Below are 26,015 nucleotides of genomic sequence, written 5' to 3'. Positions count from 1 at the left end.
AGCCGATCGGTGGTGAACATCTCGTAGCGGGGCGGGAACGATCGCCGGACGTGTTCGCGCGACACCGCGTCGCGAGGCGCTGCGTGCCTGGGTAGACAAGATCGTTCTCGTCCGGGCCGGTGTGATCGCGTGGAACGCGGTGGCCCATGATTTCAGTATTCGGTCGGAAGTGGTCCCTCGCCCGGCCCGACCTCGCGACCACAGGTGATCACATCAGGTGAAGGAGTCGGATGTCGCCCAGTGAGCAGCGGATCGCGCAAGCCCGATCGCAGTGGCGGAATGGGGACATCGCGGGGGCGGAGTGGACGCTGCGCGAAATCGTCGACAGGGCGGACAGCGATACCGCACCGCACGCGGCTTGCGTGCTCGGTCTCCTGCTCTACGAGGACCAGCAGTTTTCGCAGGCCAAGGAGATGTATCAGCGCGGGATCGATTCCGGCCACCCGATCCACGCCCAGCGAGCGGCGCTGGCGCTCGGAATGCTGTTCACCGATGAGCAGGAGTTGACCGCGGCTTCCCCGATTCTGCAGTTCGCCGGGGATGGCGCCGACCCGGATGTGGCGGGGCGGGCGCACGCGCTGCTCGCTCAGGTGCTCTACCTGCTGGGCGACCTGCCCGGTGCACATGCCGCGAAAGAACGGGCGCTGACCTGCAGTGACCCCGATGTGGTCGCCATGGCCACCGAGCAACGCCTGCCCGCGCTGGGCGGCGGCAGCCCGGCCGAGGACTATCTCGAGGTCGCCTACGACCAGGCGTGGTCCTTGCTGGAAGAGGAACGCTTCGACGAAGCCAAGCCGGTCCTGGTTCGACTGGTCAACAGCGGTCACCCGGATTTCGGTTCGCTCGCCGCGTTTCAGCTGTGCTCGATCTACGCTTCGGAAGGCGACCTCGCGGCGGCGCGGAGCGCGGCCGAGCACATCATCGCGTTCGAGCATCCGGACCACGTGGGGCGAGGGCATTCCTTTCTCGGCGACGTCCTGCGCGATCTCGGCGACCAGCGAGCGGCGGTGGACGCCTATCAGCGTGCCGCGCAGGACCCGCGCCCGGATGTACGACTGCACGCGCTGGTCCAGCTGGGGCAGGAACTGCGGGGGATCGGCGAGTCCGGACGCGCTCGTGAAACGTTCCAACGAGTGGTCAACACCGGACACAAGCACTACGCGGTGGAGGCGTTGGGGGCACTGGCCGAGCTGAACCGGGACGAGGGGGATGTCGACGGCGCGATCTCCGCATTCGGCAGGGTCGCCCGTTCCGGGCACAGCGACAAGGCTCCGCGGGCGGCGTACAACCTCGGCGTTCTTCTGCACGAGCGGGGGCAGATCCTCGATTCCCGTGCGGCTTTCCTCCGGGCGAGCGAGTCCGACGACCCGGAGCTGGTGCGGCATGCGACGGATGCGTTGACGCTGATCGCTGCCGAAGCGACTGCCGCGCAGGCTCCGCCACCGGTTCAGGCGGCCGAAGTGACGGCGGTTGAGGAACAGTCCGGGCCTGCCGAGCATTCCGGGCCTGGTGAATCTTCTGGCGCCGAGGAGTCTTCTGGCACGGACGAGTCCTGGAAAGCCGAGCCGTCTTGGGGGCTCGAAGAATTCTGGCGGAGCGTGGAGCACGATTCGGGAAGTGCTGGTGCTGGTGCCGCGGGAGCGTCGAGGGGGCGCCGGGCGACCGAGCCGGTTCGCTTGCCCCGCGGTGACCAGCTACCCGGCGGCGGTACACCTCCCGAAAAGACTCCGGCGACTCCGGAAACGCCTGCAGAATTCGCGCCCAGCGAAGTTTCTGCGGCGGAAGAAACTCCTGAATCAGCCACGCCCGGGGCGCAAGCGCTCCGCGAGCTCGATGCTTCCCCTGTGCTCGGCGAGGACGCCGCTCCGGACGCTTCCGGTCACGAGGAGGTGCCCGATCCACGAGGCGACCATGCGGTCGCGCTCGAATCGGCTGGGGAGCCCGAACGCCGGGAGCAGGAAGCCCGACAGCTCTCGGACGAGGCGGCCCAGGCGGTTGAAGACGGTGATGCCGATACCGCCCGAACCACGTTGAACAGGATCGTTTCGCTGGCGGTGCCGACCCGGTCCGCGCTGGCGGGGATTTCGCTCGGTCTGCTCGAAGCCGCCCTCGGGCGGCCGGAAGCGGCCAGGAGCGCCTGGCAGCGCGCGGCGAGTGACCCCCAACCGACACTGGCCCACGATGCGGCGTTCCTCCTGGTCCTGCTCGACGAACCCGCGGGCGCCGGTCACGTGCTGCTGCGCGCGCGGTTCCAGCGGCAGTACCACCGACAGCGTGGCGATGCGATGCTCGACGACGCCATCCGGAGTGCCGATCCGGTGGTCGGCGAGCTGGCCGCCACACTGCGAGCCGAACTCGACGGTTCCGACGATGTCGAAGGTGCGGTCGAACGACTGTCCGTGCTCGCAGCATCCGATCACCCGTTGGTGGTGGCGAGGGCGGGCTTCGCATTGGCCGCGTTGCTCGAGGAGAACGACCGCCGCGCGGAGGTGCTGGGACACGCGGTGCGACACGGGCATCCGGCGCTCGCTCCGTGGTCGGCAGCGCTGCTCGGTGAGCTGCTCATGGCGCAAGAAGCGTTCGACAGCGCACGACAAGCGCTGGAAGCCGCTGTCTCCGGCGACAATCCCGCCATCCTGTCCGCGGTGTTCGGCAGTCTCACCATGTTCTACACCGCGATGGCGGACTTCGCGTCCCTGGAGTCGCTGTGCCGCCGGGCACTGGCGGGCAGCGACGGGGAGACGGCAGCGCAAGCGGCTTTCGTGCTCGGAGCGGAACGAGTCCGAGGCGAACAGCTCGAAACCGCGCTCGAGCTGTTCGAGCAGGCCGCGAACTCGAACACCACCGTCGCGCGGTTGGGCGCCTTCGCCGGATACGCCCTGCGCCACGAGTTGGACCGGGCGCAAGCGGAGTTCGAGCGAGCAGCCGCCGAAGAGCACTCCGGACAGCACTACACGGCAACTCGACTGTGCCTCGATCTCGCGCACAAACACCTGCCCCGAGGTGACGGTGAGTTCACCGAATGGGCACTGCGGCTGGCGATCGACTCCGGGCACGCCGAGCTGGAACAGGAAGCCTGGCTGTATCTCGGAGTGCTGCGCAACGACAGCCACGATGGCGAAGCGGCTCTCGCCGCGTGGCAGCACGCCGCCGGTGGTCGCGATCCGGAACTCGCCGCGACCGCACTGAACGCGGTGGCAGCTCTGCACCGCGAACTGGGCCGACTGGAGAGCGCGGCGGCAGCGCTGGACACCATCGCCCGCGGTCGATCGCGAGAAGCGGGGAACGCCGCCTACGAACTCGCCGTTCTACGGTCCGAGCAGGGCGCGACATCGGCGGCGATCGCGGCGTTCGAGCGTACTGAGGAGCTCGCATCAGGAGTCACGGCGGCCGATTCCGCGCGCAACCTCGGCCGCCTGCTCGCCGAGACCGGAGATGTGCAGGGTGCCCGAAATGCTTTCGAACGGGCTATCGGGGCCGGAGATCGGTACGTGGGGGCGCTGTCAGCGCTGAATCTCGGCAACGCGCTGCGGGACGCGGGTGAGGCGGCGGACGCGGAAACCGCCTATGCGCGGGCTTTGGCATTCGACCACCCGGACGTCACCCCCTACGTCCGCAAGCACATGGGTATCGAGACCACTGAACAACGCGGTTGGCGACTGTCGGGGGAGGACAGGCTCGACGAGGCGGCCGAAGCCCTCACCCCGCACTACGGATCGACCGGGATCGCCGAGTTCTGCGTCGCCGCCCACCACGGGAACGTCGAGCGAGCGCGCGCGGCGTTCGACCGGCTCACCCCCCGGGAGGCGGAGAGCCGCGTGGGGGCCGAAGAGGGCTTGCGGCTCGCCCGTGCCCACGTGGTTAACGGGCAGGAGGAGACAGGCGTCGACCTGCTGCGCATGTTGATCGAGGTGGCCGACCTGACGACGGTCGGGAAGGCCCGCCTCATGCTGGGCAACCTGGCCGAGGACGGCGGGGACCGGTCCTCGGCGCTGGGATGGTACCGGCGGGCGATGGGGTCTCCGGTCGTCGAGGTCGCCGCGGGGGGCGCGCGTCGGGTGGCACGGGTCCTGCGGGAACTGCGCGACCAACCGGGAGCCGAACAGGCGTGCCGCCACGCCGTGAAACTTGCGGCCGGGCAGGAGTCGGTCAAGGCCGGGGTACTGCTCGGACACCTGCGTGCCGAGCGGGGGGACGACGGCGGCGCGAACGAGGCCTGGGACGGAGCCGAGGAATTGGCGGACTCGGTGGAAAGCTGTTCCGCGGCGTTCGTCGAGCTGCTCCGGGAGCTCGCCGATGCGGGACGGCAGGAGCGATCCGGGCCACTGGCCGAGCGAGCGAGTCGGATCCGATCCCCGGACGCGCTCGTGACTGGTATGTCCACATTGGCCGAGATCGCACGTGCGGAAGGTGCGGACTCCCGCGCCGTCGAGTGCTACCGCCGCGCCGCGGAAGTCGACGGGACTCCGTTGGCCTGGAACGCGCGGTTGTCGTTGGCGCTGTTGCTGGCCGACAGCGGGGATGCGTGGGCGGCGAGGGCCGAGTTCGATCGGCTGAGCCGGTCCGAAGAGCCGATCTACGCCGCGAACGGCGTATTGGGGATCGGTCTGCTGCTCGCCGAGAGCGGGGACCGCATCGGGGCAGCGGCCGCGTTCGCCAGAGCACTGTCCTACCGGGTTCCCGAGGTGGACGCGGCCGCGCTGGACAGCCTGCGACAGGGCCTCCGGCAGCAGAACGAGGACGGTGAGCACGTCGATGCGGTGACGAGCCTGCGACTGCTCGCGGATGTGGCCGACCCGGATTGGGCCGCGCGGCGGGCGTTCGAGTTGGGCATGGCCCTGTTCGAGTCGGGCGAGACCGAGCAATCCCTGCTCTACCTGCGGTGTTCTGTGGAACTCGGTGGCGAGCGGCCGGAACCGGACGCGCTGCTGGCGCTCGCGGAAGTACTGGAGCGGATCGGCGATTCCGACGAGGTGCATGCGCTCCGTGCGCGAGGTGGCGCCACCGGTGGCCGGGCGGCTGGTATTCCGTCCGGAGCCGACCCCGCCGCCGACAGTGGGGCGTCACCGGCACCGAGCTCGGAATCGTCGGAACCGGGAGAATCTTTCGGGGGCGCGGAGGAACCCGGCGTCGGCCCACGAGAGCCGCAACTTCCCGCGGTAACAGTGGGCGAGCCACTGCCGCCGGTCCCGGCCAACGACTACGCGCTGGCACAGTCGTTGCGAGCACGTGGGGAAATGGACGCGGCCAGGGAAGCGTATCTGCGGGTGATCGCGGCCGAGGACCCGCATTGCTCCGGCGAGGCCGTTCTGGAGCTGGGCAGCATCGGTTACGAGTCGGATGACGACGACGAGGCGTACCGGTGGTATTGGCGAGCAGCGGAATCAGGGGACCCGGCGTTGGTGGCCAGAGCCGCGATGAGCATCGCGATGGTCGCCAAGCGGCGGGGCGACCTGGCGACCGCGAGGCCGTGGCTGCTCTGGCTCATCGATACCGGGGATGGGTTGGCGCCGCTGGCAGCCGCCCACTTGGCGGAGATGCACTACTGGCGTTCGGAGGCGGCCGAGTCGGTAGAGCTCTACGAGTACGCCTTGGCAAACGCGTCCGAACCGGAACTCGTCGCCGAATCCGCGTACCGACTCGGCGAGTTCCACTACCAGGCGGGTGATGTCCCGCGTGCCACCGCGAGATTGCGCCTCGCCGCCAAGACCGGACATCCGGGATTTTCGGGCGAAGCCGTCGAACTGCTCGGGAAACTCGGCGTCGACTGATCGTGCAGGCCTGGTGTGCCGGGAGCTGGTCGCGTCGTTGGGGAGCGCTCGTGCCCGTACCTCTCGGCGAGGACCTCACCGTTGAACGAATTTCAGCAGGACCGGACTGCCCGTTTTGGCCGGTTGCGGCCGGGAGGCGAGGGGGAGGTCTGTTGCCGACTTGATCGGATCGTCACAATGCCGAACATGAGCAACCAACCGCCCCAAGGACCGCCGCCTAGGCCGCAGCGCGGGCAGGGTCCTGGGTCGCAGCAGCCGTCACCGGGTCCGCAACCCCCGCCGGGACCGCCGCAGCAGGCTCCGGGCGGTTACCCGCCGCAACCACCTGCAGGTGCGCCGCAGCCCGGGCCGAATCAGCAGGCCCCCGGGCAGGCCCCGCAGGCCGGACCGCCGCCGGGTGGTGCGATGCCGCCCGTGCAGCCGGGGCAACAGCCGCCGCAGGGCGGACCCGCGCCGGGGCCGAACCAGCCTGCCGGTGCTCCGCCCCAGCAGCCCGGACAACCACCGATGCCGCCCCAACAGCCCGGCGCGGGTCAGTTTCCGCAGGGGCCGGGTGGACAACCCCCGCAGGGATTCGGTGCGCCCCCGCCCGGGCCTCCGCAGCAGAGCCCGCCCGGACCCCCGCAGCAGCCTCCGATGGCCCCGCCGCCCGCAGCGCCTCCCCACGCCGCGCCCCCGCAGGAGCAGGCGGTCAACCAGACCGCCCAGTACGAGCGTGGTTTCGAACCGTACGACTACCGGGACGAGCGCGATTTCCGCGACGACCGGTACGACCGCGACGACCGGAATTTCCGCGACGACCGGTACGACTACGAATCCGACCCGTACGATTTCGAACCCGAACCACCGCCCCGGAGGCGGCCGGGTCGCGGCGCGGACGGCCACGAATCGGAGCAGCGCCGCCCGGGACTCTCGTACGAGGAGAAGCGGGCACGGCGCGAAGACCGGGCTCGGACCATCGCGACCGTGGTGCAGCTGTTCACCGGCCTGATCGCGACGGTGTTCGTGCTGCACATCGTGTTCGTGATCGCGGGCGCGAACCAGGGGAGCGGCATCGTGTCGTTCGTCTACGGCACGGCCAAGGTCTTCGTGCTCGGATTCGGGGACGTGTTCACCCCGGGAGACGCGACGATGGGGCTGGTGCTCAACTACGGCTTGGCCGCGATCGTCTACCTCGTGCTGGGGAAAGTCGTCGCAGGTGCACTTCGTCGGACGTGAGCGCACGGCACAGCTGGGACCTACCTCGCTCCCCGCGAACGGGGTAGGCGCCCGGTTTCTTCGGCGACAACCGGGAAACCGAGCCCACCGGGGCCGTCAACGGGCGGCGAGTTCGGCGAGCACCGCCATCCCGGCGTGGACCTCGGTGTAGCTGGTGCTCAGCGGCGCGAGACCGATCCGGATGCCGTCGGGTGCACGGAAGTCCGGAATCACCCCGCGCTGCCACAGCGGGTCGATGAGCTCGTTGAAATCGTTGCGCCGCAGCGTGATATGGCTCCCGCGTCGCCCGGGTGCGCGTGGTGAGGCCAGTTCCACGCCGTGCTCACCCAGCGCGGTGTCGGCCAGTTCGAGGGCGAAACCGGTCAGCCGCAACGACTTCTCCCGCACGGCGTCCATTCCGGCGGCTTGCAGGATGTCGAGGCTGGTGATCAGCGGAAGCATTGCCAGGATCGGTGGGGTGCCGCTGAGCACGCCCCGGACACCTTCGGCGGGTTCGAACAGCGGACCCATCGCGAACGGGTCACGGTGGCCGATCCAGCCACGGATCGGCTGCCGCGCGGTCTGGTGGTGGCGTCGGTTGACGTACCCGAACGCAGGCGAACCGGGGCCGCCGCTTAGGTACTTGTAGGTGCAGCCGACAGCGAAGTCGGCGTTCCACGCGTCGAGTCGCACCGGTACTGACCCGGCGGAGTGACACAGGTCCCACAGCACCAGTGCGCCGTCGCGGTGGGCGATCTCGGTGATGGCCTCGGCATCTGCCACGAAACCGGAGCGGTAGGCGACGTGGCTGAGGACCACGAGCGCGGTGTCCGGACAGAGCACCTCGGCGACCTGTTGCTCGGTCACTCCGCACGCCGGGTCGGTGGTGATCCAGCGCAGATCGAGCCCGCACTCCTCGGCGACACCCTCCACCACGTAACGATCGGTGGGAAAGTTGTCGGTGTCCAGCACGATCTCACGGCGGCCGGGCCTGGCCGAGACCGCGGCTCGGACGAGCTTGTACAGCAGCACGGTGGTGGAGTCGGCCACCACCACCTGACCGGTGTCGGCGCCGAGCGCGATCTGCCCGATCCGGTCGCCGAGGCTTTCGGGCCAGCTGAGCCACTCGTCGCTCCAGCCCCGGATGAGCCGCCGTCCCCATTCCTCGCGGATGAAACGGTCCATTCGCGAGGTGGTCGCCAGGGCCGGGCGACCGAGCGAGTTGCCATCCAGGTAGGCCACCACGTCGGTACCGTCCGGTGCCACGAACTGCTCGCGGAACTCGCGCAGCGGATCGGACTCGTCGAGCGAGCGTGCCTTTTCTCCGAGTGCGGCGAGTTCGGACATGTCTGGTCCTTTCGGGATCATTGCGGTGTTGAGCGGGTTTGCGGAAGCAGCTCGCGGGGAGGTAGGTCAGCGGCCGATTTCGGAGCGGACCGCGTAGAGCTCGGGGAAGAAGGTCAGGTCGAGCGCCTCCCGCAGGAAGGAAACCCCGCTGGAACCGCCGGTGCCCGGTTTTGCCCCGATGGTGCGTTCCACTGTCTTGAGGTGCCGGAATCGCCAGAACTGGAAGTTCTCCTCCAAGTCGACGAGTTCTTCGCAGGCTTCGTATACGGCCCAGTTCTCGCTCGGGTACTCGTAGATCTCGCGGAACACCGGGACGAGTTCGGGGCTGTAGGTATGGGCTCGGCGGACGTCCCGTTCGAGGATCGCGTCCGGGACCGGATGCCCCCGCCTGGACAAGTGATGCAGGAACGCGTCGTAGATACCGGGCTGTTCGAGCAGTCCGGAGAGCAACGCGTGGGCGTGCCTGTCGTCCTTGAAGACTTCCAGCAGTTCGGCGTTCTTGTTGCCGAGCACGAATTCCACAGCCCGGTACTGGTAGGACTGGAATCCGGAGGAGGTACCGAGAAATCCGCGGAACTCGGCGTACTCGGACGGGGTGAGCGTCGCGAGGACCGACCACTGTTCGGTCAGGGTGTGCTGGATGTGCTTGACCCGTGCGAGTTTTTTGAGGGCCGCTTGTAGCCGGTCGCCGCTGAGGTGGGAGCCGGCGGCCCGTAGTTCGTGCAGCACGAGTTTCAGCCAGAGTTCGACGGTTTGGTGCTGGATGATGAACAGCATCTCGTCGTGGTGTTCGGGTTCGCTGACCGGTTGCTGCGCGGTGAGCAGCTGGTCCAGGTGCAGGTAGTTTCCGTACGAAGGGCTCTCGCGGAAGTCGCGGATCACCCCGGTTTCGAGCGGTCTGGAATTGGTCGCGTCGGTCATGGGAGTCTCCCTCGGGCGCGTGCGACGCGCGCTGCGTGTGCTCCGGGTCGGACGTCCGTCGCTCCCGTTCCGAATGGCGCGGACGCGGTCGCGGAGGTCGGCTGACCACCGGTTCGGGTGTGGCAACCGAACCGATCACCATTCGCCGAGATCGTTCGGACCAGCCTGCCCGGCCCCGCAGTGTAGGGGGGAATCCGGCAGTGGAGGCCAAGAACAACTCCGACGAGGTCGTGTCCGGTAGCCCGATGCCGCGTGCCCGCAGGTAGCGGCGGACGCGCGCGCTCCCCGGCTGCCGGCCCGGTTCACCCGTGTGGCCGGGAGTGCGGTTGCCGCCGTGCCCCTTCCGCGTGGTGGCGAGTTCGCCCGGCAGTGCGTACGCGTAGCGAGCGGTGTGCCGGGTACCCACGGGATGGAGGTTCGTCCGCCGACGAGACCGTCGTACACCCCCACCGCGCTGTCGGCGCGACGTGAGGATGCGCGGTGTCGCCTGCGGAGCAGCGTCAGCCCGGCGGGTGGAGGATGCGGTGAACGACATTTTTGCCAGTGTTGAATCAGAGGTCCGCAGTTACAGCAGGAGCTGGCCGACGGTGTTCGACCGCGCGTCCGGCAGCTGGCTCTACAACGAGGACGGGAAACCCTACCTGGACTTCTTCGCGGGTGCGGGGGCGTTGAACTACGGGCACAACAATCCCGTGCTCAAACGACCGCTCCTGGAGTACCTGGAACGCGATGGGGTGGTGCACGGATTGGACCAGGCCACGGTCGCCAAGCGGGAGTTCCTGGAAACGGTTGACGAGACGTTGCTCCGCCCACGTGGACTGAATTACAAGATGCAGTTCCCGGGGCCCACCGGAACGAACTGCGTCGAGGCGGCGCTCAAACTGGCCCGCAAGATCACGAACAAGGAATCGGTGATCAACTTTACGAACGCCTTCCACGGGATGACCCTGGGTGCGTTGGCGGTCACCGGGAACTCGATGAAACGTGGTGGCGCCGGGATTCCGCTGGTGCACTCCACCCCCATGCCCTACGACAACTACCTGGAGGGCCACCCCGATTTCCTCTGGTTCGAGCGGGTGCTGGAGGACAGCGGCAGCGGGCTGAACGACCCGGCTGCCGTGATCGTGGAAACCGTGCAGGGCGAAGGCGGCATCAATGCGGCCCGGGTGGACTGGCTTCGCGGGCTCGCCGAGCTGTGCAGTCGGCACGACCTGCTGCTGATCGTCGATGAAGTGCAGATGGGTTGTGGACGCACCGGCCCGTTCTTCAGCTTCGAGCTGGCGGGCATCCAACCGGACATCGTGTGCCTGGCCAAGTCCATCGGCGGCTACGGAATGCCGCTGGCGATGATGTTGATCAAACCGGAACACGACCTGTGGGAGCCCGGTGAGCACAACGGCACCTTCCGCGGTAACAATCCCGCGTTCGTGACTGGCAGCGTCGCCCTGCGGGAGTACTGGCGGGACGATCGGCTGGAGCGGTCGACCCTGTCCAAGGGAGCGCGCGTCGGTGAGGTCTTCGAGAGCCTGGCGAGCAAGTACGAAGGTCTGCAGGCCAAGGGCCGTGGTCTGGCGAGGGGACTCGGGTTCTCCGAGCCGGCCCTGGCGGGCTCGGTCGCCAAGGCAGGATTCGAGCGTGGCCTGCTGTTGGAAACGATCGGCCCGTCGAGCGAGGTCGTCAAGCTGATGCCGCCGTTGACGGTCACAGACGACGAGCTGGAGCAGGGCCTGCAGATCCTGACCGACTCGGTCGCTTCGGTGTTGGCCTAGCCCGCCCGACAGCTGGTCGCGCGTCGGTCGCTGGTCCGAGGAATCCCGGTCGGCGTGTTGTGGTGCAACTCGCCGACCGAGGAATCCTGGGTGTGTCGTTCACCAGCCGCGTTCGCGCCACTCCGAAAGCTTGGGGCGCTCGGTGCCGATGGTGGTGTCGTCGCCGTGCCCCGGGTAGACCCAGGTGTCGTCCGGCATGTCCGCGGTGAAGACCCGGTTCTGGAGGTCGTCCATCAGGCTGGCGAAATCGGTCGGGTTCGTCGTCCGTCCCGGACCGCCGGGGAACAGTGAGTCACCGGTGAACAGGTGCGGATGCCCGGCCGGGTCGCGGTAGAGCAGGGCGATGGAACCCGGCGTGTGCCCGCGGAGGTGGATTACCTCCAGTGCGGATTCACCGACCTGGATGCTCTCGCCGTGTTCGACGAGCCTGTCCGGCGGAACCGGCAGTTCCTCGGCATCGTCCGGGTGCGCGACCGTGTAGCAACCGGTCTGACCCGAGATCGACCCCAACGCCTGCCAGTGGTCCCCGTGCTGATGGGTCGTGACGATCGTGCGTAGCCGTGGCCGCTGGTCGTCGTGACCGAGCAGGTCGGCCAGACGCTCCGAGTCGTTCGCGGCGTCGACCAGCAGCGCGTCGCCGGTACGACGGCACGTCAGCAGGTACGCGTTGTTGTCCATCGGGCCGACCGAGAGCTTCGTGATGGTCAGCGCGTCGAGCGTCCGGCGCGTTGCGGTGCCACCCGGCTCGACGTGACCTGTGTAATTCTCCTGTACCTCCACGCCGAGATCCTAACGAGTCCTCGCAGGATGCGCGGACCTCGCTGGGCACCACCGCCCGGAGCCGAACGTGTTCCGAAGACTTCTCGGTCCTCCGCGGAGCAGGCGCGGGCTCACAGCCAGTCGGGCAGCGTGGGGGGCTTTCCACCGCATTCGAGCCGTTCGGCCCCGGTGCGTCCCAGCAGCCAACCCAGCATCGGTCCGGGGCGGCCGCGGACCGCGACGGGCTTGGACGTGGTCCCGCGCAACTCCCAGTCCCGACGGTGGTCGTCGAAGTCGACCGTGACCGTGATGGCGGGCACGTCCGGGCGGCCGCCGAACTGCTGCACGACGTCCTCGGTCAACAGCTCCACGTCCGGTTCGGGGATGTCGTCGAAACCGAATCCGTGATCGAGGTCCGCCAAATGGGTCCAGACCTCCAACAGCCGGGAGCGCAGCACCTCGTGAGCTGGTTCCGGTTCGCCGGTCCTGCCCACGATCTCGCTGGTCCAGGCTGACAGCGGCATGATTCGGATCTCGTGGGCGAGTCGCTCGCACGACGCGGCCAGGTCCTCCACGATCAGCCGGTGATCGCGTAGGGCGCCCTCTTCGATGTCGGCCTCGCGGTCGCTGTCACTGGTGTACATGGGGTGCTCGACACCGGTGCGTGCCCACAGCAGCAGGTTGACCGAACCGTCGGCGTTGCGGGCCAGGTGCGAAAGCACGTGTGTCCGCGTCCAACCGGGCAGCAGGCTCGGGAGGTGGGCGGTGTTCTCGTCGAGCTGCTCCACGAGGTCCATCATCGTCGATGTCGCGCGTTCGATCGCACACGTCGTTCCCTGGACGTGCTCCGCAAGCCCGGCGGTGGTCGCGGGGGCCTGCGTGAATGTGCTGTGGTCGGTGAACGTGCTGCGGTTGTCTGAACCGAGAACGATTTCGGACATCACGGGGTCTCCCTGCGATAGCAGAATGGTGAGCGCGCCGGTGAACCCTGAGCGTAGGCGCTGGTATGTCCCCGCGACAGTGTTCGAGGTCCTCGGTTCGCCGGTCGTGCGGGAAAGGACGGCCGGTCGCCGGTCGTACACGGTTGACGAGCAGTACCGCCGGGTGTCTCGGGCGCGCCGGTGGCCCGAGTGGCGAGGAATCGCGCTGTTCCCGTGTCGTCGGCCGGAAAGTGCCCCGGCCCCGGCCCGGTCGGCCCGTTGCGGAGGGACGGCCGGAGCTGGTCACATGCCTCGAGACCGGTGCCTTGCGTCCGGTGCCTTGCGTATTGTCGTTGTCGAACGGGTGGCATTCTTAACTCGAGTGGGCGACATTCGGAATCGGTGCGGGCGGTGCTGCGTTCCGCTCACGGGTGTTGCTCGAAGGCACGGTCGGCCTGCCGGTCGGCTGGCCTCCCGGCACGGCTGGCACGGCTGGCACGGCTGGCACGGCTGGCACGGCTGGCACGGCTGGCACGGCTGGCACTGTCGGCACGAATATCGGTCGGCGCCCCTGCCGGCGGCGCCGTCGGGCCCTGTCGGCGGCATGGTCGGCGGCACTGTCGGTGCCTCGGAATAGCATGGTTGAACGAGGGCTGCGGGCAGCCGTCCTCACGCTCGTCGGGCCGGCACCCTGCCGAGTGAGCACCGAGCCCCAGTGCGCACCGAGAGCCAGTGCGCACCGAGAGCCGATGCGCACGGAACCGGCGGGCACCGAGAGCCGGCTTGCGGTGTGCCACGGGGCCCTGCGTGCGCCGTGGGGACGTTTCCGGCGGCCCGCTGCGCTTGAGCCATCCTGAACAAGTCCGGATTGAGTGTGCGGGTCCGCGCCCACGAACCGGAAAGACTCTCGAAGGGAACCAACGAGTGGCTGACCGCCTTGTCGTCCGCGGCGCCCGTGAGCACAACCTGCGCGGCATCGATATCGATCTGCCGCGCGACAGCCTCATCGTGTTCACCGGGTTGTCCGGCTCGGGGAAGTCGAGCCTGGCTTTCGACACGATCTTCGCCGAGGGCCAGCGCCGATACGTCGAATCGCTGTCCGCCTACGCGCGTCAGTTCCTCGGGCAGATGGACAAGCCGGACGTGGACTTCATCGAGGGTCTTTCTCCCGCGGTGTCGATCGATCAGAAGTCGACCAGTCGAAACCCGCGGTCCACCGTGGGCACCATCACCGAGGTCTACGACTACCTCCGGTTGCTCTACGCGCGCGCGGGCAGGGCGCACTGCCCGACCTGCGGTGAGCCGATCAGCAAGCAGACGCCCCAGCAGATCGTCGATCAGGTCCTGGAGATGCCCGAGCGCACCAAGTTCCAGGTATTGGCCCCCGTGGTGCGTGGCCGCAAGGGCGAGTACGTAGACCTGTTCGAACAGCTGCAGACCCAGGGTTTCGCGCGGGTGCGCGTCGACGGCGAGGTACACCCGCTGGAGAACCCGCCGAAGCTCAAGAAGCAGGAAAAGCACGACATCGCGGTCGTCGTCGACCGGCTCACCGTCAAGGCCAGTGCCAAGCAGCGGCTCACCGACTCGGTGGAGACCGCGCTGCGATTGGCCGACGGGCTCGTGCTGCTGGAGTTCGTGGACGTCGACGAGCAGGATCCGCAGCGGGAACGCAAGTTCTCCGAGAACCTGGCCTGCCCCAACGGGCACGCACTGGGGGTCGACGAGCTCGAGCCCCGCGCGTTCTCGTTCAACTCGCCCTACGGCGCCTGCCAGGAATGCGCCGGTATCGGCATCCGGAAGGAGGTCGATCCCGAACTGGTGGTGCCCGACGAGGAGCTGCCGCTCGGCGAGGGTGCCATCGCGCCCTGGGCGGGCGGACACACCGCCGAGTACTTCACCCGGTTGTTGACCTCGCTGTCCGAATCGATCGGCTTCCGGATGGACACGCCGTGGAAGCGGTTGCCGACGAAGGTCAAGAAAGCGGTGCTGCACGGGACGAACGACCAGGTCCACGTTCATTACAAGAACCGTTACGGCAGGCGACGCTCCTACTACGCCAACTTCGAGGGCGTCATCCCGTTCCTGGAACGTCGACTCGAGCAAACCGAGTCCGACTACTCCCGCGAGAAGTACGAGGGCTACATGCGGGACGTGCCCTGCCCGGCTTGCGACGGCGCGCGCCTCAAGCCGGAGATCCTCGCGGTGACGATGGAAAGCGCCGAGCACGGCGAACTTTCCATCGCCGAGCTCAGCGCCCTGAGCGTGTACGACTGCGCGGGTTTCCTCCAAGACCTGGTGCTCGGGCAGCGCGAGGAGATGATCGCCGGCCGGGTGCTCAAGGAGGTGCAGGCGAGGCTGGGGTTCCTGCTGGACGTGGGATTGGACTACCTGTCCCTGGACCGCCCCGCTGGCACCCTTTCCGGCGGCGAGGCGCAGCGCATTCGCCTGGCCACGCAGATCGGCTCGGGCCTGGTCGGCGTGCTCTACGTCCTCGACGAACCGTCGATCGGGTTGCACCAGCGGGACAACCACCGGTTGTTGGAAACCCTCAGCAGGCTTCGCGACCTGGGAAACACGCTGATCGTCGTCGAGCACGACGAGGACACCGTGCGCAGCGCGGACTGGGTCGTCGACATCGGCCCCGGCGCGGGCGAGCACGGCGGGGAGGTCGTGCACAGCGGCCCGTACAAGGAGCTGCTCGACAACGAGGCGTCGCTGACCGGTGACTACCTGGCCCGGCGGAAGCGGATCCCGTTGCCCGCGGAACGCCGCGCGCCGGACCCGAAGCGGCAGTTGACGGTCGTGGGCGCTCGGCAGAACAACCTGCACAAGATCGACGTGTCGTTTCCCCTGGGATGCTTGATCGGCGTGACCGGCGTTTCCGGTTCCGGCAAGTCGACCTTGGTCAACGATGTGCTGGCGGCGGTCCTGGCGAACAAGCTCAATGGCGCGCGGCAGGTTCCGGGCAGGCACAGCAGGGTCAAAGGACTGGACCACGTGGACAAGCTGGTGCAGGTCGACCAGTCGCCGATCGGTCGCACCCCCCGCTCGAATCCGGCCACCTACACCGGCGTGTTCGACCACATCCGCAAGTTGTTCGCGGCGACCACCGAAGCGAAGGTACGTGGTTACCAGCCCGGACGGTTCTCGTTCAACATCAAGGGCGGTCGGTGCGAGGCGTGCGCGGGTGACGGCACGCTCAAGATCGAGATGAACTTCCTGCCGGACGTCTACGTGCCGTGCGAGGTGTGCGAGGGAGCCCGCTACAACCGGGAAACCCTGGAGGTGCACTACAAGGGCAAGACGATCGCCGAGGTCCTCGACATGCCGATCGAGGAGGCCGCCGAATTCTTCGAGCCGATCAAGGCCATCCACCGGCACCTGAAAACGCTCGTGGAGGTCGGCCTCGGTTACGTCCGGCTCGGGCAGCCCGCGCCCACGCTTTCCGGCGGGGAGGCCCAGCGGGTCAAGCTGGCCAGCGAGCTGCAGAAGCGTTCCACCGGCAAGACCGTCTACATCCTCGACGAACCGACCACCGGACTGCACTTCGAGGACATCCGCAAGCTGCTCGGCGTGGTCAACGGGTTGGTCGACAAGGGCAACACGGTGATCGTCATCGAGCACAACCTGGACGTCATCAAGACAGCGGACTGGTTGCTCGACCTCGGGCCCGAGGGTGGTTCGGCCGGCGGTCTGCTCGTGGCCGAGGGCTCCCCCGAGGAGGTCGCCGAGGTCGAGGAGAGCTACACCGGCCGGTTCCTGGCACCGGTCCTGGTGGAGGGCGATGTCGTCGCCGGGTGATCCGGTATTCCGGAACCGCCTTTTCGATGATCGGGCGCCGGGAGCACCCGTCCGTTCATGTCGCCGAGAGTGTGCGGTCGGGGAGTGGCAATCCGGATGAAGTGACCAAAGCGCCCAGATCTTTGCGCTTTGGTCACGTTTTGTGATGAATCTCGTTGCAGACTGGTTCGAGCTTGGTTCCATCGGGGAAGCTGTACAACCACTGCTGTTGCCGGTGCGCTCCTCGCGGTCGTCGACCGCACCGGAGCGTGGGGACGGGACTCATCTCCGGTCGGCAGTCCAGCCACGCGTCGCGTGTTCGCGTAACCCGCGCACGTGGCGCAGTGCCGCGCGCACACCCGCCGTGCACGGAAAGGTTGCTCGTACGTGGAATCGGTCAACGACGCGATCGTCGCGTTCAATGATGTCTTCTGGCTCTACCTGGTAATTCCCCTGCTCGCCCTGATCAGCCTCTACTACACGGTGCGTTCCGGGGCGGTGCAGCTGCGACTCATCCCCGAGATGTTCCGTTCGCTCAGGAGCAAGGCGGAGGTGGCCGAAGACGGCGGTAAGACCGTCTCCTCCTTTCAGGCCTTCGCGATTTCGGCGGCGGCGCGCATCGGAACGGGGAACATCGCCGGGGTGGCCACCGCGATCGCTCTCGGCGGTGCGGGCGCGGTGATGTGGATGTGGCTGATGGGGCTTCTCGTGGCTGCCGCGAGCTTCGTCGAGTCCACCCTCGCCCAGCTCTACAAGGTCCGGGATCGATCCGGTTTCCGAGGCGGGCCGGCCTACTACATGCAACACGGCTTGAAGGCGCGCTGGTTGGGCGTGGTCTTCGCCATCGTGATCATCATTACCTTCAGCTTCGTGTTCAACGCGGTGCAGAGCAACACGATCGTCGGCGCCGTTCAGACCTCGGCGGACTCGGTGGGAGCCGATTCGCTCGGTTGGATCGCACCGGTGCTCGGCCTCGTGCTCGTCGCCGTGACGGCTTTGATCATCTTCGGTGGTGTGCGACGCATCGCCTACGTGGCTCAGATGCTCGTTCCGTTCATGGCCGCGATCTACATGATCCTCGGCCTGGTCGTCGTCGCGCTCAACGTGGACAAGATTCCCGAGGTGTTCGCCCAGATCGTCACCCACGCCTTCGGCTTCCGCGAGATGGCCTCGGCCGGTGTCGGTACCGCGATCGTGCAGGGTGTTCGTCGAGGAATGTTCTCCAACGAGGCCGGTCTGGGTTCGGCGCCCAACGCCGGAGCGACCGCGTCGGTGAGCCACCCGGTCAAGCAGGGCCTCGCTCAGACGTTCGGCGTGTACTTCGACACCCTAATCGTCTGCTCGACCACGGCGTTCATCATTCTCGTCTCCGACCCGGTCTTCGGTGAGACGCGCGGGCCGAGCATGACCCAGGACGCCCTGGCAACGAGCCTGGGTACCTGGTCGCTGCACCTGCTGACCGTGATCATCCTGCTCGTTGCGTTCACCTCGGTGCTGGGCAACTACTACTACGGTGAATCGAACATCGGGTTCCTGACCGAGAATCCCGCGGTCTTGACCGGTTACAAGTGGGTCTTCCTGATGATGACGTTCCTCGGGTCGATCGGCTCGGTCGATCTGATCTGGAACCTGTCCGACACTTCGATGGGCTTCATGGCCCTGACCAACCTCATCGCGATCGCCCCGCTCGGCGTGGTGGCCCTCCGGTTGCTCCGGGACTACACCGACCAGCTCAAGCAGGGCAAGGATCCCGTGTTCACCCGCGATCGGATGCCCGACCTGGAGGGTGTGCACTGCTGGGAGCCTGTCGGGGAGAAGCCGGTGAGGACGACCACCGGTTAGAGGCTGACGTGACCGGGCGTGTCGACGTCCGGTCTCCCCCGAGGATCGGAGCGTGTCCGGGCGCCTCAGCGGAAGCGTCCGGACACTCCGGGGCGAGTTTGCCAAGGACGTGGGCCCTCCAACGGGCGGTACTCGACTCCGAGAGCCTCCAGCCGCGGTAGGTGGTGGTCGACCAACCGTTGCCGGAAGCCGATGAAGTCGCGCTGATCGGGTGAGGTCCACGCCGTCTCCGCGAATGCGCTGAGTCTCGGGAACACCGCGTAGTCCAGCCGGCGCGGTGTGTCCAGGTGTTCGGTCCAGACCTGCGCCTGCATACCCAGCACGCGGGTCAGCGGAAGTGCGGAGAGTAGCTCGTAACCGTAGACATCGGCGAGGGTGACGAGGAAGCCGACGGGGATCGGTTCGTCCGGGTGGTCCGACTGTCGGTGATCGAGGTAGAGGTGCTGCTCCGGGCACAGCACGACGTCGTGTCCCCGCTCGGCGGCCCGCTGCGCGGCTGACTCGTCCCGCCACGCCGCGATGATGGTTCCAACGGGTAGATGGTCGGGTGAGTCGAGGATCTCGTCCCATCCCTGTGCTCGTCGGTCGTGCGTGTGGATGTAGGCGATCAGTTCGTGCACGAACCGGGAGTGCGCCGCTGTCGCGCCCGGCACCTCGTCTCCGCCGATGCTGATCACCGGCGACGGGAACACATCCAACACGCAGTCGAACACCTCGCGGTAGAAGTCGACCGTGGCTCGATCGGTGTTGAGGCCCCGATCGCTGATGCCCCAGGAATCCAGCACCTCCGGCCGGTCGCCGGTACCGAGCTCCGGGTACGCCGCGATGGCCGCTTGGCTGTGGCCGGGAACATCGACTTCGGGCACCACGGTGATGTGGTGCTCGGCCGCGAACGCGACGATTTCTCGTAGGTCCGCGATGGTGTAGTAACCCCCGTGCGGACGGTCGTCGAAGACCGGTGGTTCGCCCCGGCCGATCATCGACCGCCGTCGCCAGGCACCGACTTCGGTCAGCGCGGGGTAGCGGGGAATCTCGATTCGCCATCCCTGGTCGTCGGTGAGGTGCAGGTGAAGGACATTGATCTTGTGCATGGCCAGCAGCTCGATGAACCGCAGCACTTCCCGCTTGGGCAGGAAGTGCCGGGCCACGTCGAGATGGCATCCGCGCCAGCCGAATCGTGGCCGGTCCTCGACCCGGCCACGAGGTAGCGTCCATGCGCCGTGGCCGATCGCCGATTCCCGGTAGGCCGCCGGGGCGAGTAGTTGCCGCAGCGTCTGCGCCGCGTGGTGCGCACCGGCGGGGTCCTTGCTCACCGCGGTGACCCCGTCGGGTCCGATCTCGATGCGGTAGCCGCCGTCCTCCCCGATGCCCTCCGCGTCGATCCGGAAGTCGATCACCGGGTTTTCGGCGGGGTCGAGAGGCAGCCCCGTGGCGGCTCCGAGGTGGCGGCGGAACCAGCCGGCAGTCGCGGGATCACCGCCTACGGTGGTGGTCGTGTCGAGCGCGAGGTGGCCGCTCCCCGGTTCGACCGAAAGCGGTTTCGGTATCAGCGAATCCCAGCTCATCCCTTCACCGCCCCGGACAGTCCGGACACCAGGTGCCGCTGCACCAGGATGAAGAAGATCAGCACCGGGATGGTCATCAACACCGAACCGGCCATGATCGCCCCCCAATCGTTTCCTTCCGGGGTGAAGAACACCAGGATCGCCATCGGCAGCGTCTGGTTCTCCGTCGCGGAGATGATGAACGTCTTGGCGAACAGGAAGTCGTTCCAGGCATGGATGAACGCCAGCACGCTCGTCGCCACCAGACCCGGTGCCACCAGCGGGAACAGCACTTGCCAGACGAACCGCGCGCGACTCGCGCCGTCCAGTGTCGCGGCTTCCTCCAGTTCCGTGGGAACGGCGGCGACGAAACCGCGCAGCATCCAGATCGTCAGCGGCAGGCTGAACGCGAGGTGGACCAGGACCAGCGACCCGAGGTGGTTGAGTCCGAACGCAGGGGAGACCGATCCCACCGAGCGCATCAGGAAGAACAGCGGAATCGTCAAGGCTTCCACCGGGACCATCTGCGCGATCAGCAGCATCAGCAGAAGCACGGTCCGCCCGCGGAACCGGAATCGGGTCAACGCGACCGCGGCGAGGAACGAAAGCAGCAGGGACAGCAGCACGACCGCTCCGGCGACCAGCAGGCTGTTCACGAAGTACCCACCCAGGCCGTCCACCGTGAGCACGCGCAGGAAGTTGTCCGGAGTGGGGTTGAACGTCCACGGCCGGGGATTGGCCGACCGGAGTTCGCCCTCCGGCTTGAACGCCGCCAGTAGCATCCAGTACAGCGGGAACGCCACTGCTCCGGCGACTACCAGCGCCAACGCGTTGGCGGCGAACAGGCGCGGTTTACGGGCCACACTCATACGAGCCCCTCGTCTCGGCGCTGGAGGTGCAGGTAGGCCAGCGTGATCAGCATGAGCAGGGCGGTCATGACCACGCCGATGGTCGAGCCCAACCCGTAGTCGGAACCGGCGAACGCCTTTTGGTAGGCGTAGACGTTGAGCACCAGGTTCTGCCCGGCGACGCCGCCCCCGTTGGTCATCACGTAGATCTGGGTGAAGATCTTGAAGTCCCAGATGATCGACTGGATGGTCGCGATCAGCAGTATCGGCCGCAGCATCGGGATCAGTACTGCGCGGGTGGCGCGCCACGTCGACGCCCCGTCGAGTTCAGCTGCTTCCACCACCTCGCGGGGGATAGCGGTGAGCCCGGCATAGGTGGTCACGAGCACGAAGGGGAACGAGCACCAGATCACCTCGGCAGCCACCAGCCCGAAGGCCACGAATCGGTCGTAGGTCCAGGAAAAGCCGTCCGCGGCCTGGACACCGATACCCGACAGCACCTCGTTGACGTACCCGAAATCCTGGTCGAAGAGGAACAGCCAGACCGTCGAGCCGGCCACCGCGGGAGTGGCCCACGCGCCCATCGCCGTCAGGAACAGCACCATCCGTGGCAACGGCGAGATCTTCGTGGCCAGCACGGCCAGCGCGATGCCGACCGCGAGGCTGCCGACCACGCACACGAACGCGAACCCGACGGTCTGCGCCAGGATCGTCCAGAACCGGCTGTCGCCGAGCAGCTCCGCGTAGTTGCTCAGGCCCAGGAACTCGGGCGTGGCGCCACCGCTTGCCTGTGCCTGCCCGTACTCGTAGAGGGAGATCTGCACCAGCTGGTAGAGCGGGTACGCCATCATTCCCACGAGCAGTAGCCCGGCCGGTGCCAGGTAGAGCAGCGCAGCCATTCAGCGCTCCTGGAACGCGGCGTTCATCCGCTGGGCCGCGTCGTTGGTCGCTTGCTCGACCGGCACTCCGGTGACGATTTCCTGCACCATTGTCGGCAGCACGTCCTGGGCGTCGATCTCCGACCAGGCAGGCGTGGTGGGGACGAACCGGGTTCCGGCCTGCAGGCTCCGCACGAACGGCGCCACCGCGGGATCGGTGGTGGCGAGGTTCTCCTGCATGTCGGTGAACGTCGGCAGGTTGCCCATCGCGGAGTACATCTTGCGCTGGTACTCCTTGCCTGCCAGCAGTTGCACGAACTCCCGTGCGAGGGTGGCGCGGTCGGAGGACTTCATGATGCCCAGCATGTTGCCGCCGGCGAACGCGGGAGCGATCGATCCGGTCTCGGTACCGGGCAGTGGTACGACGTCGTACTTCCCGGCTGCCGCGCCCGCGTCGATGGCCGCGCGGTTGAAGTCGCCGCCGATGGTCATGGCGGCTTTGCCCGCGGCGAACGCCTGCACGCTCTGACTTCCTGTCATGTCCGCGCACTTTTCGGGCGGGCAGGCGCCGCTGCTGATCAGCCTCGCATAATCGGCGATGCCCTGCCGTGCCTCCGGCTGATCCACGGCGGCCCTCCATCCTGCGTCGTCCTCGTGGGCGAGGTCGCCGCCTGCGGCCCAGATGAACGGCATCAGTGCGTAGTGGTACTTGCCGCCGACGGAGATTCCGTAGAGATCGGGGCGTGCCTCCCGGACGCGTTCGGCGGTCTCGGAGAGTTCGTCGAGGGTGCGCGGTGGCTGGAGGCCGAGCTCGTCGAAGACGTCGGTGCGGTAGTACAGCGCGCGGATTCCGGTGTACCAGGGAACTCCGTAGACCCTGCCGTCCACCATGGCGGTGTTCAGCACCGCCCTGTCGAGGTCTTCGGACTCCGACCACTGCTCGAGGTGCTCGGTCATGTCGGTCAGGCCGTCCGCGGCGACGTAGCCGGCGAGGTCGGTGTTGCCGAACTCGGCGACATCCGGGGCGCTGGCCGGGTCGTTGAACGCGCCGGTGAACCGTTCCGAGCGGGTGTCGACGGGGATGTACCGCACATCCACCCGAACGTCCTCGTGCTGGGCCTCGAACCGTTCCACGGCCTGGTCCACAGTGGCCTGCTTCGGCCCGCGTTCGGCTTCGTCGAACAACCAGACCCGAAGGGTTCCGGTGCTCAGGTCTTCGGCAGGCGCGGACTGCTGCACCTGCGGAGGACCACAGGCGGTGAGCAACGCGCACGAGGTGATGAGGACTGCTTTCCACGCCGACATGGGATTCTCCGTTGCACTGTTCGCGATTCTCGACTCGAGCTGAACGAAAGAACGGTCTGGAGCGAGTGGTGTGAGACGCCGGATCGGGCCGTCTAGCCGCGGAAGGTCAGCGCTGCTACGGAGGGGCAGTCGTAGCGGTCCCGGGTGCGGTGCAGCGTGCCGCTCGCCGGGTCACGTGCCAATCGCGCGATGGTGCCGGTTCGCTGGTTCGCCACGTGGATCGACGTTTCTTCCGGATCGAGCACGAAGTGGCGCGGCCAGCTGCCGCCGGTGGGAGTCGTGCCGAGCCGGATCAGCGCATCATCCTCGACGCGGAAGGTGGCGATCGTGTCGTCTCCCCGGTTGGAGGCGTACACGAACCTCCCATCGCGGGACCTCGCGATCTCAGCCGGAAAGTTCTCGCCCGTCGCATCCGGTTCACGGGTGCTCACGACCGACCCGGGCGTGAACCGGCCGGACTCCGCATCCCAATCCAGGGTGGTGATCGTGGACCGCAGCTCGGAGAGCAAGTAGGCCCGTTCGAAGTCGAACACCAGGTGTCGTGGTCCGGTTCCCGGTGGAACTGTCATCCGCTGGTGCCGGAAGAGCCTCCCGGTGGAGGGATCGAAACCGTGGACGAACACCGAGTCCGCACCGAGGTCGACCGCGACGACCCAGCGCCCGCTCGGATCCACCAGTACTTGATGGGCGTGTGGACGGGAACCGGGATGCCGCAGGAGGTCGGTGGGCTCGCCGATGCTGCCGTCCTCGTCGAGCCGGTGTACGGCGATCGTGCCGTCGGTGTAGTGGGCGGTGAGGAGATACCTACCGTCGGGGTGCACGCTCAGGTGCGTCGGCCCGGCTCCGCCGCTCGATCGGGTGTTGAGCGCGGTCGGTCGATGTCCGGTCACGTCGATCGAGGTGACCGCACCGGTCGGGAGCTCATTGGTCACGTACAGCCGCGTTCGGCCGGGTGCCCAGGAGAAGAACGAAACGTCCGGTACGCCCTCCACGATGCCTGCCGGTTCCAGGTGCCCGGACTGGTCCCGGCGGGCGAATTCCAGGCCGCGGCCCGGTGGCGTGGTCGAGGTGTAGCTGCCGACGAGGGTCAGCAGTCCTTCGGTCCGGCCGGTCCGCGTCGTCGCGGAACCGACAGCGACAGCGGTGTCGACCGAGGTTGCCGCGCCGACGGAACCGGCCGCGGTGATGGCACCCGCGCTGCCGACGGTGCTGAGGAACCGGCGACGGGACATTCCGTTGCTTCGCACGATGACTCCCTGCTCGCTGATCGGGTCGGGCCAGTCTGCCGTCGCCGTGCGTTATTGGACTAGACCAAAATGGGCTAATTCCGACGATGCGCCGTTGCCGATGCTTGCGTCGCGAAGCACTGAGTACCGGGAGCTGGATACCGGACGGAGTACGCACGGTGGGCCGGGCGGCGGACATTGACGACATCGCAGCGACGGTCGTTGCCGTCTCCATGCGGTCGTCGGGATGTCGGCCTCCGAATGCATCCAGCCGCCCCGAAGGGTGCTCAGGCAGCCGGGTTGCGCAGTGCGCGGCCGGGGAGAGCGCTGGTGCGGTGGCCGTCGTCGATCACCGGAACCCCGTTGACCAGCACGTGCGGAATCCCGGTGGCCGGTTGCCGCGGCTCGTCGAACGTCGCTGTGGCGGTGATGGACTCGGGGTCGAAAACCACCAGATCGGCAGCGAAACCTTCCCGAACGCGGCCACGGTCGGTGAGGCCGAGCCGGTCGGCAGCACGTGAGGTCAGGTGTTGGACGCACTCCTCGAGTCCGAGCACGCCGAGTTCGCGCACGTAATGCCCGAGATAGCGGGGAAAGGTGCCCCAAGCACGCGGGTGCGGGCGGGGCCCCACCAGGAGGCCGTCGCTGCCGCCGGTGTGCGCCCGGTGGCGCATGATGGCCCGCACGTTGTCCTCGTGGCCCACGTGCATCAGGCAGGAGCTGCCGAGCCGTTCGGAAACCAGGACGTCGAAGTAGATCTCCGCGCTCGATCGGCCGGCCGTCCGGGCGGATTCGGCGACGCTTCGGCCGACGAGGTGACCGTTGCGGTCGGTGTCCCGAACCCCGTTGACCTCGATGGTCTCCCAGTCCACCGGAACTCCGTGGCAGCCGTCGGACCCCTCTTCCTCCAGGGCCGCGCGGATCCGCTCGCGCCGCACGGGGTCGGTGAGCCGCCGCAGCGTTGCCTCCACACCGCCTTCCATCGCCCAGCTGGGCAGCAGGGCGTGCAACGAAGTGCTGCCGGGGAGGTAGGGATAGCTGTCGAGCGTGATGTCGCCACCGGCAGCCAGCTCCGAGTCCAGAATGGACAGGAGATCGGCGGCTTTGTCCTTGTTGACCCCGAAGTTCATCGTGGCGTGGGCGAGGTGCAGCGGGCACCCCGCTGCGCGGGAGACCTCGATCATCTCCCCGTACGCCGTCAGCGCGCCTGCACCGTAACTGCGATGGTGCGGGCTGAAGTAACCTCCGTGGGCGGCGACCACCTCGCACAGTGCGATCAGTTCGGCCGTGTCGGCGTACATCCCGGGGGTGTAGGTCAACCCGGAGGACATACCGAAAGCCCCCTCTGCCAGTGACCGCGCCAGCACCTCGCGCATCCGGTCGAGCTCGGCGCGGGTGGCATCGCGATCTTCGTATCCCACGCACAGCAGACGCAACGTTCCCTGCGGCACCAGGTATGCGGCGTTCGTCGCGATTCCGGCGTCGAGCCGTGCGAGGTACTCGGCAACGCTGCGCCAGTTCCAGGCGAAACCGGGTGGGTCGTCGTTCCAGCCCGCGAGCTGGGCGCGCAGGGTCGCCAGGGTGTCGTCGTCCACCGGCGCGTACGACAGGCCGTCCTGGCCGATCACCTCCAGCGTGACCCCCTGCGAGACCTTGGCCGTGTGGTCGGGCTCGGCGAGGATCTGCAGGTCCGAATGCGCGTGCATGTCGATGAAACCCGGAGCGACCACCAAGCCGTCGGCATCGATCCCGCGCGTGCCGCGCAGCCGCCTCCGGGTGCTGATCTCGGCGATGCGCCCGCCATCGATGCCGACGTCGGCGCGGTAAGCCGGGCCGCCCTCACCATCGATGACCCGGGCACCGCGGATCGCGATGTCCATAGTGGAACCTCCTTCGGCGTGCCTCCGT

15 protein-coding genes are annotated in these 26,015 nt (G+C 67.7%); 5 read left to right on the top strand and 10 right to left on the bottom strand.

The window, feature by feature from the left end:
* The first annotated feature begins 230 nt into the window (after positions 1 to 230).
* Together ACYVAN_RS22140 and ACYVAN_RS22135 are read left to right on the top strand one after the other, a co-directional pair.
* Positions 231 to 5,771, top strand: coding sequence for a tetratricopeptide repeat protein (locus ACYVAN_RS22140; RefSeq protein WP_460962667.1), 5,541 nt, complete (start codon positions 231 to 233; stop codon positions 5,769 to 5,771).
* Positions 5,772 to 5,957: 186 nt separating this feature from the next.
* Positions 5,958 to 6,989, top strand: a complete 1,032-nt coding sequence (locus ACYVAN_RS22135; protein WP_460962665.1) for a hypothetical protein — start codon at positions 5,958 to 5,960, stop codon at positions 6,987 to 6,989.
* A gap of 96 nt (positions 6,990 to 7,085) precedes the next feature.
* Here ACYVAN_RS22135 and kynU read toward each other — a convergent pair whose 3' ends face one another.
* Both kynU and ACYVAN_RS22125 read right to left on the bottom strand, forming a co-directional pair.
* Complete coding sequence (gene kynU / locus ACYVAN_RS22130; protein WP_460962663.1) at positions 7,086 to 8,315, bottom strand: kynureninase; 1,230 nt, start codon at positions 8,313 to 8,315, stop codon at positions 7,086 to 7,088.
* A gap of 66 nt (positions 8,316 to 8,381) precedes the next feature.
* Positions 8,382 to 9,236 (bottom strand): tryptophan 2,3-dioxygenase, encoded by an 855-nt coding sequence (locus ACYVAN_RS22125; protein WP_460962661.1) that lies wholly within the window; start codon positions 9,234 to 9,236, stop codon positions 8,382 to 8,384.
* 524 nt (positions 9,237 to 9,760) lie between these two features.
* Between ACYVAN_RS22125 and ectB the strand changes: the two genes are divergently transcribed.
* Positions 9,761 to 11,005, top strand: coding sequence for a diaminobutyrate--2-oxoglutarate transaminase (gene ectB, locus ACYVAN_RS22120; protein WP_460962659.1), 1,245 nt, complete (start codon positions 9,761 to 9,763; stop codon positions 11,003 to 11,005).
* 99 nt (positions 11,006 to 11,104) lie between these two features.
* On the opposite strand, the gene ACYVAN_RS22115 is transcribed toward ectB, so the two are convergent.
* Both ACYVAN_RS22115 and ACYVAN_RS22110 read right to left on the bottom strand, forming a co-directional pair.
* Entirely contained in the window at positions 11,105 to 11,785 is a 681-nt protein-coding gene (locus tag ACYVAN_RS22115) for an MBL fold metallo-hydrolase (protein ID WP_460962657.1), read from the bottom strand.
* Positions 11,786 to 11,895: 110 nt separating this feature from the next.
* The gene (locus ACYVAN_RS22110; protein ID WP_460962655.1) at positions 11,896 to 12,705 is read right to left on the bottom strand and encodes a maleylpyruvate isomerase family mycothiol-dependent enzyme; all 810 of its coding nucleotides are present in this window, start codon (positions 12,703 to 12,705) and stop codon (positions 11,896 to 11,898) included.
* Positions 12,706 to 13,608: 903 nt separating this feature from the next.
* On the opposite strand from ACYVAN_RS22110, the gene uvrA reads away from it, so the two are divergent.
* Together uvrA and ACYVAN_RS22100 are read left to right on the top strand one after the other, a co-directional pair.
* Entirely contained in the window at positions 13,609 to 16,485 is a 2,877-nt protein-coding gene (gene uvrA / locus ACYVAN_RS22105; protein WP_460962653.1) for an excinuclease ABC subunit UvrA, read from the top strand.
* Positions 16,486 to 16,851: 366 nt separating this feature from the next.
* Positions 16,852 to 18,306, top strand: a complete 1,455-nt coding sequence (locus ACYVAN_RS22100) for an alanine/glycine:cation symporter family protein (protein ID WP_460962651.1) — start codon at positions 16,852 to 16,854, stop codon at positions 18,304 to 18,306.
* Between the two features lie 65 nt (positions 18,307 to 18,371).
* On the opposite strand, the gene ACYVAN_RS22095 is transcribed toward ACYVAN_RS22100, so the two are convergent.
* From ACYVAN_RS22095 to ACYVAN_RS22070, 6 genes are all read right to left on the bottom strand, one after another.
* Positions 18,372 to 19,871: a beta-N-acetylhexosaminidase gene (locus ACYVAN_RS22095; protein ID WP_460962649.1), complete on the bottom strand. Its 1,500-nt coding sequence runs from the start codon at positions 19,869 to 19,871 to the stop codon at positions 18,372 to 18,374.
* Complete coding sequence (locus ACYVAN_RS22090; protein ID WP_460962647.1) at positions 19,868 to 20,719, bottom strand: carbohydrate ABC transporter permease; 852 nt, start codon at positions 20,717 to 20,719, stop codon at positions 19,868 to 19,870. Before ACYVAN_RS22090 ends, ACYVAN_RS22095 begins: the two co-directional genes overlap by 4 nt.
* Positions 20,716 to 21,597, bottom strand: coding sequence for a carbohydrate ABC transporter permease (locus ACYVAN_RS22085; RefSeq protein ID WP_460962645.1), 882 nt, complete (start codon positions 21,595 to 21,597; stop codon positions 20,716 to 20,718). Before ACYVAN_RS22085 ends, ACYVAN_RS22090 begins: the two co-directional genes overlap by 4 nt.
* Positions 21,598 to 22,881: an extracellular solute-binding protein gene (locus ACYVAN_RS22080; protein ID WP_460962643.1), complete on the bottom strand. Its 1,284-nt coding sequence runs from the start codon at positions 22,879 to 22,881 to the stop codon at positions 21,598 to 21,600.
* A 92-nt stretch (positions 22,882 to 22,973) separates the two neighbouring features.
* Positions 22,974 to 24,128, bottom strand: a complete 1,155-nt coding sequence (locus ACYVAN_RS22075) for a lactonase family protein (protein WP_460962641.1) — start codon at positions 24,126 to 24,128, stop codon at positions 22,974 to 22,976.
* A 266-nt stretch (positions 24,129 to 24,394) separates the two neighbouring features.
* Entirely contained in the window at positions 24,395 to 25,987 is a 1,593-nt protein-coding gene (locus ACYVAN_RS22070; protein ID WP_460962639.1) for an N-acyl-D-amino-acid deacylase family protein, read from the bottom strand.
* Between the last annotated feature and the right edge of the window lie 28 nt (positions 25,988 to 26,015).

The organism is Parasphingorhabdus pacifica, assembly GCF_054779195.1.
This window is presented reverse-complemented; position numbering and strand designations above follow the sequence as displayed.